This is a genomic window from Marinomonas profundimaris, assembly GCF_000508165.1.
Classification (GTDB): Bacteria; Pseudomonadota; Gammaproteobacteria; order Pseudomonadales; family Marinomonadaceae; genus Marinomonas; species Marinomonas profundimaris.
In genome coordinates this window covers 1-18,467 of sequence record NZ_AYOZ01000020.1, presented here as the reverse complement: position 1 = coordinate 18,467, position 18,467 = coordinate 1, and the positions used below count along the sequence as shown (strand labels likewise).

Genomic DNA, 18,467 nt, shown 5'->3' with positions numbered 1-18,467 from the left:
GGTTCGTTTTATAATAAAGCCTTCTTTATCTTGCTGAAAAAATAGCGTTTTCGTATTTATTATAATACTGCCCGCTCTACTAGCTTATTCAAATCACCATCATGCTTAAATCCTACTTCATCGGCAAAAGGGGTTTCTAGCGGTGGAAAGCGCCCAAACAAGTTTTCAATCATAGGATTTGGTTCATAGCTAACAAGTTCTTTCACGTTCTGCTGGTAAACAGTGCCAATAGCATCGACCATTTCTGCCATGCTGAAACAGAGAGTGGGCAAGGTAAAGGTTCTAGTCGCCTTTAGTTTGCTTTCTTCTACCGCTGCGCCATGCATAAGGTTTTCAATAATGTTTGGTAAAGACGATGCCCATGTTTTTGCTTGTGCTGACATAGGGCAAACGAAAGTATGACCTAGGGATAACTCACGAATAATATCGCTTAAAAAAGCCGAAAGTTGACCCGTTTCTGCTGGCGGACGAGCCAGCACACCGGGTAAACGCAATGAGCGACCATCGACCCAGCCACGGCGACTAAAGTCATTAATCATCACCTCACCAACGATTTTATGGGCGCCATAACTCATCTGAGGTTTCAGCGGAGTATCATCGTTGACCAAATCTGGCATGATGCCAAAGACCGCAATGCTACTAGCGAAAACCAATACAGGTTTGTGCCCTATCGATTCCGTTTGAGTTTTGCAGATATCCAGTAAGGCCATCGTGGCATCAATATTCACACTGCGGCCGAGCTGATCATTTTTTTCCGCCATGCCACCGGGAATACTGGCCAGATGGTAAATAACATCCATAGAGAAACGCCCCAGTGTGTCTTTCAGCCATTGATCGTCTGCAAGGTCACAGCTATGTTGCTCAACCACCAAATCGAGTGATGAGCTACCAACAACAGCCTTATCAAACTGACGATCCAGCAAGGTCAAACGCGAGACCTTGCTTTCTCCAACACAGCCTTGGGAAAGGATATAGTTTGCCAGCGCTTGTCCAACAAAGCCATTTGCGCCCGTAATTAATACATGCATCTGACAGCCCTTATTTATTTGTTCGCTATGACTTTTTGCTCGATCACGCCAAATGGGCCATCGCGACCATCATCAAATTTCGCCTGCATACGGACACTGTCACCAAAACGCATATACTGAGTTTTAATCTCACCAAGATCGATTTTCTCAATCACTCGTCGTTCAGCGATACACGCTGATCCTGCATCTCGAGATTTATTGGAAACGGTGCCCGATCCTATGACACAGCCTGCATTTAATTTGCGAGTTCGTGCCGCATGAGCAATCAACTCAGGGAAAGAAAAATTCATTTCACTACCATGAGGTTCACCAAAACGCTCACCATTCCATGTGATGTTAAGATGCAAATTAAAACGTCCATTTTTCCAAGCATCACCCAGTTCATCAGGAGTAACAGCAACCGGTGCAAAACTTGATGATGGCTTGGCTTGTATAAAACCAAATCCCGTTGCCATTTCACGAGGCCCAAACGATCGCAGACTCCAATCGTTTATTTGTACCAACAAACAAATCCCCTGAGCCGCTTCGTCCAGAGTTGCCGCCATAGGTACTGGCCCTGTAATCACACCAAACTCGCCTTCAAAATCAATACCGTCCGCTTCGCTTGGCATTGGAATGTCTGCAGTTGGCCCTTGAAAATCATCGCTCGCGCCTTGGTACATCACCGGAATAGTGTCGAAATCGGGAATAGGCTTAGTATTAAACGCTTCTTCCATCAATTTACCATGATTGATAAACGCAGAGCCGTCTAACCACTGCGAACTTCTTGGTAGCGGTGCAAGGCAAGTAGATGGATCAAAATCAAAAGCAGCATCAACTTTTCCTGCGTTTAATAAGTCGTACAACGCCTGAAGATCGGCGGCTTTTTCTTGCCAATTTTGTACTACTGATAATAAGTTAGGCGCAATAACTGTGGCGTCGACAGCTTTGGTTAAATCTTTTGAAACAACGACTAGACGACCATCTAAGGTGCCATTTGGTAGGGTTGCAAATTTCATTTTATGACTCCTTATTTAGTTAAGGCGTTAGCCAATTGATCGTCGTACTGTCCGCCGATTAAGATGAATAAAATACGGCACATTTTTCCAGAGCGATTCGCCCACGCATGGTTAGTACCACGCTGAATAACGACACTACCGGGCTTTAAAATGGCTTCGCCATTATCAACAATCAAGGTCAACTCGCCTTCAATAACAATGCCATAATCTACGGACTCAGTGCGATGCATCAAAGGATGAGGAGAATCGCCTTTTACTGTGGAGGCATCTTCATCTCCGACTTTTGAAAACATATCTTTCATCTTGCCTTTCCCCTGAGTCAAAAACTCCTCAGTGTCAGGCGGAATATCAACAAAGCGAATTCGGGTGCCCGCTTTCATCGGTGGTAAAACTACAGGGCCTATAGTTGGGTCGGTTTGAGCATTAGTGATGGGGGCCGGTGTATCACTGGTATTCCATACTTCATGAAACTTAGTACCTGGAACGGCTTCAAGATCCATCACTGTATTAAGTGGACCGTTTTCTAAAATAATCGCGTTACCATTTTCATCATGACCCGTGACCACACGGTAAATATCGGGAAAACTCATGGAGTAACCTCTCTAATGTTAAAAAGAACACATAACAAAAAGTAAAAAAAAAATGGCAGTGAACACAAACGCGTCACACTGCCCAAGGGAGTTTTAAATAGGCTGACTTAACGCGATTAGTGACTGTCCCATAATTTTTGAGTGTTCCCCTTTATCGCCACCATGAATTTCGATATGGCACAAGCGAGCGGAGTTTTCGACCACCATGCGACAACGATCCCAACGACGGTCATGAAACTTATCAAGCGCCACCTGAACATCATCATTAGCCGCCAACTCATCCGCTAATACGATACCGCTTTCGATACCAATACCTGCGCCAGACGCAAGATGAGGAGTCGTCGCGGCAACCGTATCACCAATCATCACTAGACGACCTTTGTTCCAAGGTGTTTTAACCAGCAAATTAGCAAGCGGACGGTAGTCAATGTTTGCCTCTTCTTTTAATGCATGTGGGATCAAGGCTTTTATAATTGGATTAGGAAAATGTTCCATCAAACCTGCGAAAATTTGTGGCCAAGTTTCTTTATCGATATGTTCTTTCGTAGGACGATCTTCCGTAATAAACATATACATATGAGTATCAGATACTGGGTTTACACCAAGCTTAAGGTGATCGCCCATCCACATGGTCACGCGATTGATCTCAGCGGTACGTGGCATAATCGCACGCCACACGCCCTGACCTATGTATTCAGGATCAGCCACTTCAGGGAAGAATTCTTTGCGTATTTTTGAGTGCACACCGTCTGCACCAACAACAAGGTCATAGTCGTGCGTACTTCCATCTGCAAAAGTCACAACTGCGCCAGATTCAGTCTGTTGAATGTCTGTATAGGTGCAGCCCAAGCGAACATTGACACCAGACTCAAGTGTCGCAGTAGACATAATGCGAGCGAGAGTAGGACGAAAAATACCGCCACTGCCTCCCACAGAGGAACCAACTGGGCTTGGTGTTGGCAGCTCCATAATTAAAGGGCCATGAGCTAAGTGAATAGCGACGCCATCGGTCACACACCCTTGCTCAACAACTTGTTGATAAAGCCCAAGGCTTTCCAATGCACGCATAGACGCGCCATTAATGCTAATACCAGCACCCAACTCACACCATTCAGGGTCAATCTCAACAAGATCAACTTGAATGCCATGACTGCGCATTTTAATTGCTGTGGCCATACCGGAGAAACCACCACCAATGACCAATACTTTATTTACTGCAGCCATTTAATGACTCCTTATTTTTGTTGTTAGTAGAATTAATTAATGTCTGTTAATAAAATTGAGACCATGCCTATCGAATTAACATAAACAGGTACTTTTTCTAGCGTCTTGCCAAGGCAAGGCCCCTGAATACACAAACCAGAACCAGGCTCAAATAAGGCACCATGAGCATGACAAGCAACATGTTGCTTTTTAGCATCCATATAAGCATCTTTACGCCATGCCATCGGTGCGTTATTCACATGAGGACAAGCATTTCGCCAGCCATAAAATTCGTCGTTAAATTTCACCACGAATAGCAAATCCTGCCCGGCCTCATTTTCTAAAAAGCCTTTCGTGTCGCCTTCTTTAAGATCATCAACGTGACAAAGTACAACGTCGTTTTCAGTCAACATCATCACAACACCTCACTTTTGGAGTCTTCGCTATTAGCATATTTTGGCTTAAGCAGAAAATGCGCAAGAGCAGGTAATAAAATCAACGCCCCTAACATGTTCCAAATGAACATAAACGCCAGTAATAACCCCATGTCCGCTTGGAACTTAATCGGGCTAGCTATCCAAGTAATCACCCCTACAGACAAGGTCACACCGGTTAACATCACGACTTTGCCGGTGAAATTAAGCGCTCTTAAGTAAGACTGAGATAAGCTGCTACCTTGACGTAATCCAACCAAGGTAATGGACAAGATATATAAGGCGTAATCAATTCCAATACCGACCCCTAAAGCGATAACTGGCAAAGTGGCAACTTTCACGCCCATGCCTAATTGCACCATCAAGGCTTCGACCATAATGGAGGTCAGCATCAAAGGAAGAAGCGCCACAATAACGGCTTTAAAAGAGCGGAAAGTAATAAGAGACAGTAAAGCCACTGCGCCATAAACAAGGAACAACATTTGATACCAAGCGGCTTTTACGGAGATATTACTCGCCGCTTGAATACCTGCACTACCCGCAGCTAATAGAAACTGCACATCGTCGGTATTATTGTCTTTAGCAAAAGCTTCCACATGATTAACAATGTTACTCAAGGTGTCTGCCTTGTGATCTTGTAGATAGACATAAACGGTCAACAGATTGCAGCTGCTGTTGTACAGACCTCGCGGCGCACCCGCGGTGATGTAATTCAACATACTTTGGTTTGGTAGAAACTCGTACCACTTAGGATTGCCTTCATTTAAACCAGACAACACACGACGAGATAATAGAGCCAAAGAATTTGTCGACTCCACGCTAGGAAGCTGACGTAATTGCCACTCAAGTGCGTCTATTTTTTTCAGGGTATCGTATTGAGAACATTGACCGTCAGGCGTTTTTACCATGATCGCCACCACATCACTGGAAGCGCCATAGTGCTGATTCATAAAGGCAATATCTTGATTGTAACGGCTGTCTTGACGTAGTTCAGGAGCCCCTTGATCAAGATCGCCAATCTTCAATTGGGTACTTAGCGAGAATGCCCCAACTGCCAGCACTGCACCTGCTATTAAAGCGCCAGTTGCCCATTTACGCTGGGTAAACTTATCTAAGAACACCCATAATGCAGGCATCTTTTTCGCGTTGGTTTGATCAATGTCGTTTACCACGCTGCGTTGTGCTGCTTTTTCACCAACACCAACATAAGACAGCATAATGGGCAAAAGAATAAGGTTAGTGAAGATCAGAACAGCAACCCCAATAGAGGCAGCAATAGCTAACTCTTGAATCACCTTAATATCGATCACTAACAGCACAGCAAAACCAACGGCGTCTGCCAACAACGCGGTTAAACCAGCCATGAACAAACGTCTAAAGGTAAAACGTGCCGCGACCAGTTTGTCAAAACCACGGCCAACATCTTGCATAATGCCATTCATTTTTTGTGCCCCATGACTCATGCCGATAGCGAACACGAGAAAAGGCACTAGGATAGAATACGGGTCTAATACATAACCTAGCGTGGGCAGAATACCTAGCTGCCATACCACCGCTAATATAGAAGCAAATACAACTAAGAAGGTTGAGCGTACACAACGGGTATACCAAAACACCATAATGGTCGCGATCAAAACCGCAAATGCGAAGAACCACAAAACAGCCTGTACACCATCGATTAAGTCGCCCATTACCTTGGTGAAACCGGTTATATGGATTTCCAAACCTTCAGCTTGATATTTAGTTCGAAGATCTTCAAGCACCTTGGAATATTTTGCGTAATCTAAAGCTTCACCAGTGGCATCTTGATTTAGCAATGGCATGTAGATAATAGTGGATTCTTCATCTGCCGCGATCAATTGACCAATTTGCCCCGAACGCGCTACGTTAGCTTTCAATATTTGCAAACTAGCAGGAGAGCCATCGTAGCCTTCAGGAATAACAGGACCGCCATCTAAGCCTTCTTCAGTAACCCCAATCCATCGTGTTGAAGGCGTCCAAAGAGACGTCATTTGCACTCGGTCTACACCAGGCAATAGAAACACTTCATCACTAAGTTGACGCAATAACTCTAGATAGTGAGCGTCATAAATACTACCGTTAGGGTTAGCAACAGCAATTCGTAACGCATTACCTAGACCCGTTAACTCCTTTTCATATTTCAAATAGTTTTGAATATAAACTTGATGTGTTGGTAAGGTTTTTTCGAAACTTGCATTGATTGTTAGCTTAGTTGCTTGCCAACCTAATAACCCCGTCACCAAAGCACAAATGATAATAACGACTAAACGATGATTGAATAACACCCGCTCAATAAAATAACCAGAATTCGGGTCGAACTTACCTTCGGGTGAAGTAGTAGTAGATGTATGATGTTTCATTTGAAATCTCCTACATCAATAAAGACAGGCCCATTGATGCTTAAAGCAAGTACACTACCGTTCGCTTTTTCTAGAATATTGGTTAAAGGTGGAAGGCGCTTACGGGTAAGTGGAACGAGTCGATTTTCTCTCAAACCAAGTAAAGTTCCCGCTTGATTCGCCATGATTACTTGGCCATCAGAATGAATAAAAGAGGCCATAATCGACGAACTAATAGGATTTTTAATATCTTTCCAGTGTTGACCATTATCATCAGATACCAGGGTATTACCCCGTAAACCAGCCAGCACTATTCCATCTTGCTCAAGCAGCTGAGCAGTAAAAAAGCTGCCTTCATAAGGCGTTTCGATGGTTTCGAACGACTGACCATCATCCATAGAAAGTGCGACAAAACCTTGCTCGCCTGCAACCAGTATGCGCTCACCTTGTTTACGGATGCTGTATAAGTGCAACCCAAATGGATTATCAATTCGGTCCATACAAGATGCCCAAGTCTGGCCGCCATCGATACTTTCAAAAGCAAAGCCATAAGCACCAACAACCACAAGGTGATCTCGTCCAAGCACCAACAAATCTAAAAAAGGTTTGTCTGGGCCGTCGGCAATCAGCCATTTAGCCTGACGAATCGATTCTTCGTCTTTAGATTTTTCAGCTTGTTGTAGTAGCTTTTCTGCTAGCTGTAGACCATTTAGCTGTACTTTCCAATCATTACCACTATTTGTAGTACGCAAAACAATGCCGCCGTGGCCAATGGCATAGCCATTTTCATCATCAAAAAAACTTACTCCAGTCAAAGTCACACTGACGGGAGAAGACAACTGATGCCAGCTTTTGCCATCGTCATCGGAGCGCAAAATCAAACCACGCTCACCAACAGCAACAAAATGATCACCGACAAATGTCACCGACAACAAAACAGAATGCGCTCCCAAATTAGACTCAATAGCTGGACGATCAATAGCATCAGCAACGGTGGCAATCCCACCTTCCATTCGAAAAAGTAAAAAAGCTGTCAAAGTGAACATAGTGAGCTTACGCAATAAACTCGCTATGCTCGGTCTCTCTTTCTTCTGGTTAGACATTATCCACCTCACGCCACAGACTCAGATTGAATAGCATCTGATCTGCGCTGAAAGACACGTATAAAACACACAAGTGAAATCGTACCGAACACCAAAGCGGCTATACCAATGCCTTGATAACCAACAAATTTAATGATGGTTCCACCTAAAATTGGGCCAACCGCCGCTCCAATCATTAGCATCGCAGGGGTTGCTGCTAGGGCTCGACCAGACTCGTCTAAACGAGCCAATAAGCCAAAAACAAAGGTATGAGTGAATATCATCAGAGACACAAAACAAGATGCTGAAGCGGCATAAAAAGCGAAGCTACTTGCATTCATCATAATATTGGACAAGATAATTTGTAGAACAGGACCTGTGCATAAAACAACACGGGCAGAAAGGCGTTTTTCAAAAATACCAGCGAATGCCGCTGCGACAATGTTAATCACAGTAAGCAAAATTAATACTAACGTCACAGAATCGGTGGAAAAACCTCGATCGTTGCCTACTCGTTCCATAAAGCTAAACGTCATTGCTTGAGTCACTGCCATTAAGCTAATGCCCACAATGCCGTACCAAACGTTAGACGGAATTTTCGTTACAACCTGTTTGGCATTCTCACTGTCTTTTTCATCTAGAATCAAAGAAGGAAAGGCCACAGCACAAACAAAAGCAGCAAACGTCATAATGCCACCAAAGATAATGAACAATGAATGTCCACCCACTGCCTTGGTAATATTGGGAGTTGCGCCCATAAAGACGAACGCCATAATACCCAAGGTAAGCCCGGCAATGGCGAATAATCTGTGCGGATTCTCTCCTCGAGCGAACGTCCCATGCGCCATGCTTAGTGCCGCGCTTGAACTGATGCCCGCCACAAGATGCAAAAGAGCCAATTGAACATAGTCATTGGTTTGAGAAGCGGCAAAGAAACATAAACCTGAAGCAAAAAAACCCACGCTGGCGACCATACGTCGATTTAGCTTTTTAAAACACGGAGCAATTAATATGCTAGAGCATACCGCACCAATTAAAAATAAAGTAACTAGGCCTCCCGCTTGCTGACTATCAAAGTGATACGTGGCAACTAATACCCCAATCCATAAAGGTAGCGCGACTAGATCTAACATGCCGGCACTATGGGAAACCATCAAAGCAAGATTGCCTTTAAACCCAAAACGTTGGCTCATTGTACACCTCCCATCAAGAAGGTAGGCTCGCTTAGATCCGTACAGCAAAAAATCCCGTATCTCACAGCTATCATCAACATACTTTTACCATCCACTTTGTTTATTGTTATTTCGTGGTAACGACGTGTCGTCGCTTTTAGTTTTTTATGGGGCAGTAATCAATCATTACTGCTCCTCTCCATAAAAAACTTCATTTATTTCAAATGCTTGATTAATTTTTTTACTTAAATTGATCTACTCATAATCACCATTATGTGGGGTATCTTTTCCTGGCGACCATTTACTTCGGTAGCGTAGAAGAAACGCTTGTGAGTTATCTGCGCCCATTGGGAACGCACGAGGACTCCAATTTTGATCATGCAAATCCATATCCGCATCCATTTCAATATGACATGCAAACGGGCTGTTGAAATACCAGAACCAGTTCGATCCCATAATATGACGACCCGGTCCCCAAAAGGCTTGATAGCCCTTTTCTATAAACTGATAACCGTTTTGCATCACTTCAGTAGGACCACCGAAATGGAACGTGAAATGTTCGACGCCTTGCATAAACGGTGGCGCACCAATCAAGAAATGTGTGTGGTGATCTAACGTGCCTGCTGGCTGTAAAAATGGACCAGCGCCTTCAAATCTATCTGTGCAGCGGAAGCCCAAACGCTCAACATAGAACGCTTCAGCTTTAACAGGGTCAGGTACAAAATACACAATATGAGACAAGGTTCTAGGACGAATTGGACCCGCCTCTAGTTGAACAGCTCGATGGTTAACAGGACGTTGAAATGGAGAACCTGGAACATTGGAGATTTCACCTGCCAAGTTCAACTCTTTACGAGTAGTCACCTGAAAGCCAATCACAAAACCGGAATCATCCGTAGACTCAATAGAGCCATCCGCTAATTGACGAACTTCTCGGTCTTTACTCAGCTCTTCGGTAATCGCCTGAATCGTTGCAGTATCAGCCACACCCATAACGGTTTTACGCATCATGCAGCCATTACCAATGCTTGCAGGAATGCTTTTATCTGAGGCATGAGCCAAAACCACGGCGGTGCCATCTAATGCTTCAAAACGACCGCCTGTTTCAGTTACATTAACAGGAAACAAACCGTAATCTGTTAAAAAGGTTGCACAAGAGGCAACATCCTCAACACCAAAAATGATGGTTTCTAAACCGACTATCTTCATTATTTATTACCTCTTTACGATTAGGCCGTACGACCATTCAATGTCTCTGCAACCCAATCGGCGATATAAGCCCCAGCATTGGCAGAATTATCAAAACTAGAGTGCTGAACGCCCCCTTCACGATCTGTGAAAACCTTAAGCTCTTTTTTAGGGCTATTAACCAACTGCTCATAGGTTCGATGAGCCCACTTCAACGGAATTTGAGAGTCTTTTTCTCCGTGTGTCACAAGAAATGGCACCTTGATGCGATCTAATACGCCATCTAAATGAACTTTTTCCGCGATTTCCATAAACTCATCCATGTCTTTAGCTCCCCATACCCAGCGCACGTGCTCCCAATAATGTGGAACAGGAAAACTGCCTTCTTTTTCTAAGCGACGTTTTTGTACATCTCGCCAATCATGATTCGCTCCCCATACCACACCACAAGCAAATCTAGGCTCAAACGCCACAGCACGAGGACAGTAATAACCACCCAGAGAAACGCCTTCCATGCCAATGCGTTTGGCATCAATTTCTTCACGAGTTTCCAACCAATCAACAATACGACTTGCCCAATGTTCGCTATCAAAACGAGCCGTAAAGCCTTGTAAACGAAGCGCCTCACCGGTGCCCGGCTGATCAACAATAAGAGAAGAAACGCCTCGTTTAGCTAACCAAGCAGGTAAACCAACGCGATACTTCATTTCCTTAGTAGAATCCAAACCATTCACTTGTACTAATATTGGCGCCTTGCCTTCAACGCCAGAGGCACGCACATAAAGGGCAGAAAGATGTTTGCCTTCGTATGGAATCTCAACTCGTTCACAGTTTTCTTTTGCTAGCTCTAACCCACAAGAAAATATTTCTTGAAAACGCTGATACAAGGCTTCTCGACCTTGCGATCCATGTGCCTGTAAACGTTCAGCTGTGAGGTAATACGTCGCCGCGCGGCCATATTTGTCACCGGCAGAAATCAAACGACCACGCTCTTCATCCCCTTTAGCCAATTCACACAACTTATCTGCCATGCGCTCCCAGCTATCACGAAAAGCCTTAGAACCAGCAGCGTCTTTTGCTTTTGCCGCTTCCTGAAGAGGCGCACACATTTCTTCAATCTCACCAATACGCGCGCCCATTTCCAAGGCAAGATTGATAGAAAGGTCCCATGGATAATTAGTGGGAAAATAGCGAAACATAAATACTCCAACGTCTTTTATTTGAAAGCTTACAAACTATTTGGTTTGTAAAACAAAGCCCTCTCAAGCAAACCAAAACCTGTATCAAAGGACGAGTGAAGCCAAAAGGGGGAAGGCTACGCCCTCCCTTTGATACAAAGGTAATCGGATTAACTGAGTATTAAATAAAGCTATCGTGTGCCCTGACGCGCTAAGCCTTGACCAGTAAAAGTACTGGTAGGAAAACGCTCTACAGGCCTATTTTGGGAAGGCTTATCATTCATGACATTGGCCACATAAGCCTCACTTGACAACAAGTTATAGAAACCAAAGGTTTGCGGAATCGTTCCTGGGAACTCAGGCATGATGTAGTTAAACTGCCATAGCGTTTTCCATAACTGACCATTAGAGTCCCAACGGTCAGCCAAAGATGCCTGCCAAGTATCTTCATCTAGATAATATTTACTGCGCACTGCTTGATGGCGCTTGCCCTCTGCAAGCGTTGCTTCAACAACCCACACGCGATGTAATTCCCAACGTACAGCATCTGGATTCAAATGATTTCCAGTAATGGCTTGTGCATCACTGTATTGTAAGAAGCGGTTTTCGTTATAAGGCACAAGTATTTCTTTCTTACCCAATAACTTCCAATCAAACACCTCAGTAGTACCAGAAAACACGCTTAACTCATCGAAGGACATTAAACCAGCCGTCGCAGGAGTTGGTGTATCACAACAAGCATTTGGTAGTTTACGTACTCGACGCTGACCCGTTAAATACACATAGGATTGAGTTTTGTCCTCATCAACGTTGTTTCTCCCAGCAATACGTTCTCCGGCACGAATTGGTGGCCCGTAGTTTTCAAGGTTAACTTCCCAGAAATAGCCATCAAACTCTTCGCTGGAGCCTTCCTGAAAGTAGTAAGGCATTTGATTTTTTAGTAGTCCATCCGTTGTTAAAACAACCTTTCCACTTGATGTAATTTGATACTGATTAATATCTGCTTCCCAGCTGACACCTCGCCAAGATAAACGATGGTTGTTGATCGCTTCTAGACCATTTTGAGGAATTGGAAAAGGGATACCTGCATAAGCGCCAATGATTTTGTGGCCATCCATTTTGGACTTCAAAGCATTTTGTACGGTGTAGTTATATACCCAATCTGGCGCTGTCGCCGTTCTATGAGTTGGGTAAACATCTAGGCGATAAGTATCTGGATACTTTTGTAGCATCGCCTTCACACCATCGGTTAACTTGTCAGCATACTTATCCATATTCGCTACAGTAACTGTGTACAAAGGCTTCTCATTAGCGAACGGATCTAGGCGCTTGCCGCCCAATATTTCACCTTTTATTGGGTCATTAAAACCGCTGGTCCAAGCAGGGATAGAGCCATCGCTGTTACCCGCTTTTTCACCACCAAAAGGAGTTAAATCTGCACCCAATCGAGCGGCTTGCTCTGGGCTAACAGCAGCAAAAGAAGCCAGTGAAAAACAACCTAGTACTGCAGAGGCAACTAAAATACTAAGAGAGTGTTTTTTATTGTTATACATTTCCATTCTCCAAAAAATTAAAAGGTGGTGCTTACAGAAGCAGAGATAAAGTCTCTATCTTTTTGCGACTGCTTATACGTTGCGTTATTTGAACTGTCATTGAATAGACCTTCATCGCCTAAATATTTGATATAGCTCAATGAGGCTTTCCAACGGTTTAAATACACTGCATTAAGGCCGACGTTAATATCACCGCCATCATCAACACCAAACGATGAACCTAACGCCGAAGATTTACCCCAAGTATGGCCAATCCCAATAGAAGGACTTAGGTCAACCCCATCAAAAGCTTGTCGATACATCGGCGAATAAACCATTTTGATACCAACAGCAGATTTGTCTGCATTGGGATTCAACTTGTTTTCATTTTGAGTGGTTTTTACGCGTGTGTTCCATGCAATTTCACCAACAAAACTGGACTCTTTAGATAGGAAGTTCGAACCCAAGCTCGCCAACCAAGAGAATTGAGCATGAGCGGTCTCACCGATCGCATAACCAGGATTTTTATCGTTATCGTATTGCACACCTGATGTTGTTATCGATGTAGCAGCACTCGCTAGAGGAGCATTTACACGATATGAAATTTCACCGGCCAAGCTCCAAATCCCAACGGTTTTCGCCATACTGGCGCCATAAGCTTCAATACCTTTGGCATATGCCCATTTGTATTGGCTAGGGTGGAAAGAAGCATCCAAAATCGTGTACATACTACTTGGTGAGCTAGAGTCAAAACGGATTGCGTACAAACCAAAGTCCACATCAAGGTCATAGTCACTCCATTTAAGTTGTAGACCGTATTGTCCAGAGTCAGAACCTTCATCATCAGATGTATGGGTTGCTGTGTATGGGCCAGCAAGCAGTTTTTCACCGCCTAGCGTATCGCCAGTAGAAAGATAAGAGCCTGCTGGTAGAAAGCGAGATTTCTCCCACTCATAACCCACATAAGCTCCTAGTGAAGCCGTTTCAGAAATTGGGATATCGATCGAAACCTTACCTGTCGGTCTCATTGTTTCTTTAAAAGTTGAGTTAGGCACAGAGGACAACTTCACCACATCAACTGGCCCTTGAGCCCCAGCAATACCGTTCGCGCCAAAAAACAAACTTTCTCCCCACAATAAACTATGGCGTCCAACACGAATGGTGCCTTCCATTCCATCCATCACAGGGAATCGTGAATAAACAAAAGCATCAAGGATTTCGGCATCTCCACCCATGGTTTTTTTGGTGGTGTCAGAAAACTCACTGGCAGGGGTGTGGTTTGAGCTTGTGCTGGTATTACCTGTATCTTGATGATAAATATCGTCGTACCAGGCAGCACCACTAATACGAACACCGGCATTTTTATAAGACAGGTCAAATTCGGAAAATAGATCTAAACGACTTGAAACCAAACCTTTGTCAAAGTTGTTATCTCCATCGTTATAATTAGTCGCCCCACTCCCTTCAGTTAAAACTGAAGAGGCATCCTTGGTACGGAACGCGGTACTGTATTTTAGGGTATTACCTAGACTGAGCCTTAAATCAGAATTATCCGTTCCTATTTCAAATCCATAGGCAGCAGAAGTGCTAGAAACAATGGCAATAGCCAATGCTTTTAGCCGGAATGGCGTCGAGTTGATTATTTTCACTTGTTCTTCCTCTCAAATTTTATTTTTATGTTTTTAAGAACAAGCCAAATATAAATCGCCACAACCTTTCAGAAAAACCCTTTAAATAGAATCAATCATTCGATGCCATCGAATGATTAAAAACACAAAACTCAATAAAATTATCATTACAGAAATTAAACGAAAATCTACGATAAAGGACGATTGATTATTAATATTGACATTTCGCGTTGGTTATTTTAATTAATTCACCCGAACTACGAATTTAATTTTTATGTAAAAAACCAACCCTGTAAAAATAACCACGACCATTCGAAAAAATCCTTCTATTAGATAAAACCATTCGATATGATCGAAAGACCATAAAAACAAGAAATCATGAGAATATCTATGCGATTTAAAAAACTCGACCTAAATCTATTGGTGGCGTTGGATACGCTGCTTACCGAACAAAGCATCACTAAAGGCGCAGACAAGCTCAACATGAGCCCCTCAGCCTTAAGCAATTCATTGTCCAGATTACGAGATTATTTTGAAGATGACCTGCTAACACAAATTGGTCGAAGAATGGTCATTACCCCCTTAGGCGAAAACCTAAAAGTCAGTGTTCGTAACGCCTTAAACAACATCGAAAGCACAATACTTGTACAACCAAGTTTTGAGCCTCAAACAACAGATCGGATCTTTAGCATTTTTTGCTCAGATTACACGCAAACAGTACTTGTACCTCATGCGTTAGAAATAGTAGGCAAACAAAAAAGTACAGCTCGCTTTCAACTCTTAGCTCAAGTAGCGAATAATCCACATGAGCAGCTCGAACAAGGCAAAGCCGATTTACTTATTATTCCATCTGATTTTATGTCTACTGAACATCCCTGTGACATACTCTATGAAGAAGAATTTGTTTGTGTCGTCTGGAAGCATGGAAAGATTGCGTTAGGAGAACTGACTGCAGAAAAATACGCAGCAGCAGGTCATGTCCTAATGCGACCAGAGGCAACTAAAAAAGATTTTTTTGGAACCTCATTTGCACAAAAGTACGGCATTAAACGACACGTAATAGCCACTACCTTCAGCTTTGCATCTCTACCAGCCTTGGTGATAGGCTCAGAAAATATCGCCACTATTCACGCGAGATTAGCGACAAAAATGGCCAAAGTATGGCCACTCAAAATACTACCTTTGCCTTTTGATATTCCACCAATGAAGCAATGTGTACAGTGGCATCAATACAGAAATAATGATGAAGGGCTTATTTGGTTACGAAATACATTAAAAGAAGCAGCGATTAACATGGATATAGAATAAGCAAAGCACTGTCATTTGAATGAGTTTGTCTTTAGAAAGGCTTTATTCATCATGCACACGGCCTAAACAGTAGCGCATTTCATTCTATCCTGAGTAGGGAGCAAAACACGTATTTACTCCCTACCCAGAGTCTTAGGCACTTTTCATAGTTTTATTACTAAAAAATGCTGTATTCTCAAACGGCTCACTCAGTTATCAATAATAGCAACAGCACGAGTCCAGCCTGCGGAACCACCGCGCACTTTATGAGGAAAACACGACACGGTATATCCAAAAGGAGGTAAAGCTTCGAGATTATGAAGTTTTTCCAAATGACAATAGCCTATGTCTCTTCCCGCTTTGTGCCCTTCCCAGATAAGAGAGTTATCACCAGTTTCCGCAACTCGTTTAGCGGTATGGCTAAAAGGTGCATCCCAAGACCAAGCATCAGTACCAGTAACTCGTACGCCGCGCTCTAATAAATACATAGTGGCTTCATAACCCATACCGCAACCAATATTACAAAAATCGGGATCTCCTACAGCACTTCCTGCTGCAGTATTGATCAATACGATGTCCATAAGTTGCAGCTCATATCCAATGCGCTTTAGTTCCGCCTCGACATCCGCTGCGGTTACTACATAACCGTTTTCAAAATGACGAAAATCCAGTTTTACTCCCGGACGAAAGCACCAATCTAATGGCACTTCATCAATGGTAATCGCCCTTTCACCGTTGTTCATAGTAGGATGAAAGTGCCAAGGAGCGTCCAAATGTGTGCCATTATGTGTCGTGAGCTTTACTGTTTCAGCAGCAGCAAACCCGTGACCACCAGGAAACTCATCTGCCGCTACACCAGGAAAAAAGTGATTCGCTTCAGGGACTGTTTCCGCATGCGTCTGATATGTGATCTCTGGACGCATAAACGGTGGATCAGTAATAACATCATTTTCAAGGTAAATAGATAGATCAATAAATTGACGTAACATAGCCCTTTTACCCCTGTTTTCCACTCAAAATTTTAGCGAACCAATCTGCAATATAATCGCAACCAAAACTCATATTATCTGCACCAACATGCTCAACACCACCTTCACGTTCGGTAAAGATTTTAAATTCACGATTTGGTGAGTTGACGAGCTGGTCGTAACTTTGATGAGCGTAATCAAGGTTGATCTGACGATCTTTTTCACCATGAGTAACGAGGAAAGGAACCTTTATTTTTTCCATAACACCATTCAGCGTCATGCCTTCCGCTTTGGCAAAAAAATCTTCCATATCCGTCGCGCCAAATACCCACATAACATGTGCCCAGTAATGCGGAACAGGGTTTTCACCCTCGCGTTTTAGACGTTTTTGCTGTACTTCAGCCCAGTTGTGGTTAGCTCCCCACACTGCACCCGCAGCAAATCTAGGTTCGAAAGCAACAGCTCGCGGTGCAAAATGCCCACCCAGTGATATACCCGTCATTCCTATACGAGCTGAATCAACATCATTTTGCTGTTCTAGCCAATCAATCGCCTTCGACGCCCAAACTTCGCTATTAGCAACCGCAGGCAACCCATACTTACGCAAGGTTTCACCAGTACCTGGCTGATCAACACAAAGGGTTGATATACCTCGTTTAGCCAATGCTTGCGGTAGGTTTGACCAATACAACATCTCTTTACAGCTATCTAAACCGTTACAATAAACCACGGTTGGGTGAGGCCCTTCTCCAGGAGCTCGAACATACAAAGCAGGCATCGTCCCGCTATTTTCCAGCGAAACTTCTACGTATTCACAATTGTCCTGACTAAGTAAAATACTTTTTCGGAAAGTAGACTGAGCCTTATTCCATGTTGCCATACGGTTGGGGTGGCCCTGGCCCTGCATTCTTTCAGCAACCATGAGATACAGAGCGGCTCTTTTTAATTTACTACCCGCAGAAAAATAACAACCTGCCGCTTCATCTTCATCCGCTAGACCAATAAGTTTGTCAGCCATTTTCACCCACTGCAGTAGAAACTCGTCAGTGCCTGCGTCATCACCATTTTCTGCGGCTTCGCGCAATGGTTTGCACATATCGATAATTTCGCCAATTCTAGCTCCGCTTTCTACCGCAATAGAAACAGATAAATTCCAAACATAATTTGGAAAATATTCAAATAACGCCATAATTCATACCTCTAAATATTATATTTTTCAATCAAATTTTAAGCGGATCATAGCCAAAGGCCCACTAATCCATAATTTTCAAACAGTGGAGTTCTAATTTACATAGCCCATTTTTTTAGGTTTCGATATATGAAATAAATAATCAATCCATCAAGTTTCTAAAGCGACATCAATATTGTAGACTTTTGTCCGCTGGCGCCTCGAATAATACTAATACAACAGGCATTAAGCATTAAAAAGGCCGAATAAGAACCCCCCTAATACATTAATTAGAAAAAGATTTAAAAGTCACAAATCATTTAAAACAAATCATTATCTTCATACACCAAATCAAATTCTAGCGTAATCAATATGGAATCATTTTAAAATTTATTAAGACACACCCAAGAATTAGACTAATTTTTTCAATATTAAATCCGTATGCCGAGGTTTAATATTAATAAAAAAAACAGAAGGAATAACATGCCCATGACACTATTAATCTTTTTAATCCACTGGTTTATTTTTAATTATTAAGAACACATAAAATATAAACCACAGCGAATTTTAAGCAAAAACCTTTAAACAGAATTGATCATTCGATATGATCGAAAGGTCACAAAAAAAGGGTCAGCGTAAAAACGTCTGACC

General features: G+C 43.0%; 15 protein-coding genes. 1 reads left to right on the top strand and 14 read right to left on the bottom strand.

The features are described from left to right. Positions 1 to 59: 59 nt before the first annotated feature. The 12 genes from D104_RS29090 to D104_RS29035 form a co-directional block, all read right to left on the bottom strand. Entirely contained in the window at positions 60 to 1,028 is a 969-nt protein-coding gene (locus D104_RS29090; protein ID WP_024024173.1) for an NAD-dependent epimerase/dehydratase family protein, read from the bottom strand. 14 nt (positions 1,029 to 1,042) lie between these two features. Then, positions 1,043 to 2,026 (bottom strand): fumarylacetoacetate hydrolase family protein, encoded by a 984-nt coding sequence (locus D104_RS29085; protein ID WP_024024172.1) that lies wholly within the window; start codon positions 2,024 to 2,026, stop codon positions 1,043 to 1,045. Positions 2,027 to 2,037: 11 nt separating this feature from the next. Then, positions 2,038 to 2,616, bottom strand: coding sequence for a cupin domain-containing protein (locus tag D104_RS29080; protein ID WP_024024171.1), 579 nt, complete (start codon positions 2,614 to 2,616; stop codon positions 2,038 to 2,040). A gap of 93 nt (positions 2,617 to 2,709) precedes the next feature. Continuing rightward, entirely contained in the window at positions 2,710 to 3,840 is a 1,131-nt protein-coding gene (locus D104_RS29075) for an FAD-dependent oxidoreductase (protein ID WP_024024170.1), read from the bottom strand. A 32-nt stretch (positions 3,841 to 3,872) separates the two neighbouring features. After that, a complete protein-coding gene (locus D104_RS29070) occupies positions 3,873 to 4,235 on the bottom strand; it encodes a Rieske (2Fe-2S) protein (RefSeq protein ID WP_024024169.1) in 363 nt (120 codons plus the stop codon). Continuing rightward, complete coding sequence (locus D104_RS29065; RefSeq protein WP_024024168.1) at positions 4,235 to 6,634, bottom strand: efflux RND transporter permease subunit; 2,400 nt, start codon at positions 6,632 to 6,634, stop codon at positions 4,235 to 4,237. The genes D104_RS29070 and D104_RS29065 overlap by 1 nt, the downstream gene beginning before the upstream one ends. Next, positions 6,631 to 7,716: a WD40/YVTN/BNR-like repeat-containing protein gene (locus D104_RS29060; RefSeq protein WP_024024167.1), complete on the bottom strand. Its 1,086-nt coding sequence runs from the start codon at positions 7,714 to 7,716 to the stop codon at positions 6,631 to 6,633. Before D104_RS29060 ends, D104_RS29065 begins: the two co-directional genes overlap by 4 nt. A gap of 8 nt (positions 7,717 to 7,724) precedes the next feature. Then, positions 7,725 to 8,888: an MFS transporter gene (locus D104_RS29055; RefSeq protein ID WP_024024166.1), complete on the bottom strand. Its 1,164-nt coding sequence runs from the start codon at positions 8,886 to 8,888 to the stop codon at positions 7,725 to 7,727. Positions 8,889 to 9,122: 234 nt separating this feature from the next. After that, positions 9,123 to 10,076 carry a VOC family protein gene (locus tag D104_RS29050; RefSeq protein WP_024024165.1) on the bottom strand — a complete coding sequence of 318 codons (954 nt, stop codon included), beginning with the start codon at positions 10,074 to 10,076 and terminating at the stop codon, positions 9,123 to 9,125. A gap of 20 nt (positions 10,077 to 10,096) precedes the next feature. Continuing rightward, positions 10,097 to 11,254 (bottom strand): alpha/beta hydrolase family protein, encoded by a 1,158-nt coding sequence (locus tag D104_RS29045; RefSeq protein ID WP_024024164.1) that lies wholly within the window; start codon positions 11,252 to 11,254, stop codon positions 10,097 to 10,099. 170 nt (positions 11,255 to 11,424) lie between these two features. Then, positions 11,425 to 12,786, bottom strand: a complete 1,362-nt coding sequence (locus D104_RS29040; RefSeq protein WP_024024163.1) for a DUF1329 domain-containing protein — start codon at positions 12,784 to 12,786, stop codon at positions 11,425 to 11,427. Positions 12,787 to 12,803: 17 nt separating this feature from the next. Further along, positions 12,804 to 14,414 carry a DUF1302 domain-containing protein gene (locus D104_RS29035; RefSeq protein ID WP_024024162.1) on the bottom strand — a complete coding sequence of 537 codons (1,611 nt, stop codon included), beginning with the start codon at positions 14,412 to 14,414 and terminating at the stop codon, positions 12,804 to 12,806. Between the two features lie 357 nt (positions 14,415 to 14,771). Between D104_RS29035 and D104_RS29030 the strand changes: the two genes are divergently transcribed. Next, positions 14,772 to 15,701: a LysR substrate-binding domain-containing protein gene (locus tag D104_RS29030; protein WP_327025851.1), complete on the top strand. Its 930-nt coding sequence runs from the start codon at positions 14,772 to 14,774 to the stop codon at positions 15,699 to 15,701. Between the two features lie 188 nt (positions 15,702 to 15,889). Here the strand turns inward: D104_RS29030 and D104_RS29025 are convergent, their stop codons facing one another. Together D104_RS29025 and D104_RS29020 are read right to left on the bottom strand one after the other, a co-directional pair. Further along, the gene (locus D104_RS29025; protein WP_024024160.1) at positions 15,890 to 16,669 is read right to left on the bottom strand and encodes a cyclase family protein; all 780 of its coding nucleotides are present in this window, start codon (positions 16,667 to 16,669) and stop codon (positions 15,890 to 15,892) included. A 7-nt stretch (positions 16,670 to 16,676) separates the two neighbouring features. Continuing rightward, a complete protein-coding gene (locus tag D104_RS29020) occupies positions 16,677 to 17,837 on the bottom strand; it encodes an alpha/beta hydrolase family protein (RefSeq protein WP_024024159.1) in 1,161 nt (386 codons plus the stop codon). Positions 17,838 to 18,467: the final 630 nt, after the last annotated feature.

Coding starts and splice junctions, on each gene's coding strand:
- D104_RS29030 (WP_327025851.1), top strand. CDS start 14,772: ATGAGAATATCTATGCGATTTAAAAAACTCGACCTAAATCTATTGGTG.
- D104_RS29090 (WP_024024173.1), bottom strand. CDS start 1,028: ATGCATGTATTAATTACGGGCGCAAATGGCTTTGTTGGACAAGCGCTG.
- D104_RS29040 (WP_024024163.1), bottom strand. CDS start 12,786: ATGTATAACAATAAAAAACACTCTCTTAGTATTTTAGTTGCCTCTGCA.
- D104_RS29075 (WP_024024170.1), bottom strand. CDS start 3,840: ATGGCTGCAGTAAATAAAGTATTGGTCATTGGTGGTGGTTTCTCCGGT.
- D104_RS29020 (WP_024024159.1), bottom strand. CDS start 17,837: ATGGCGTTATTTGAATATTTTCCAAATTATGTTTGGAATTTATCTGTT.
- D104_RS29080 (WP_024024171.1), bottom strand. CDS start 2,616: ATGAGTTTTCCCGATATTTACCGTGTGGTCACGGGTCATGATGAAAAT.
- D104_RS29065 (WP_024024168.1), bottom strand. CDS start 6,634: ATGAAACATCATACATCTACTACTACTTCACCCGAAGGTAAGTTCGAC.
- D104_RS29055 (WP_024024166.1), bottom strand. CDS start 8,888: ATGAGCCAACGTTTTGGGTTTAAAGGCAATCTTGCTTTGATGGTTTCC.
- D104_RS29025 (WP_024024160.1), bottom strand. CDS start 16,669: ATGTTACGTCAATTTATTGATCTATCTATTTACCTTGAAAATGATGTT.
- D104_RS29045 (WP_024024164.1), bottom strand. CDS start 11,254: ATGTTTCGCTATTTTCCCACTAATTATCCATGGGACCTTTCTATCAAT.
- D104_RS29070 (WP_024024169.1), bottom strand. CDS start 4,235: ATGATGTTGACTGAAAACGACGTTGTACTTTGTCACGTTGATGATCTT.
- D104_RS29085 (WP_024024172.1), bottom strand. CDS start 2,026: ATGAAATTTGCAACCCTACCAAATGGCACCTTAGATGGTCGTCTAGTC.
- D104_RS29050 (WP_024024165.1), bottom strand. CDS start 10,076: ATGAAGATAGTCGGTTTAGAAACCATCATTTTTGGTGTTGAGGATGTT.
- D104_RS29060 (WP_024024167.1), bottom strand. CDS start 7,716: ATGTCTAACCAGAAGAAAGAGAGACCGAGCATAGCGAGTTTATTGCGT.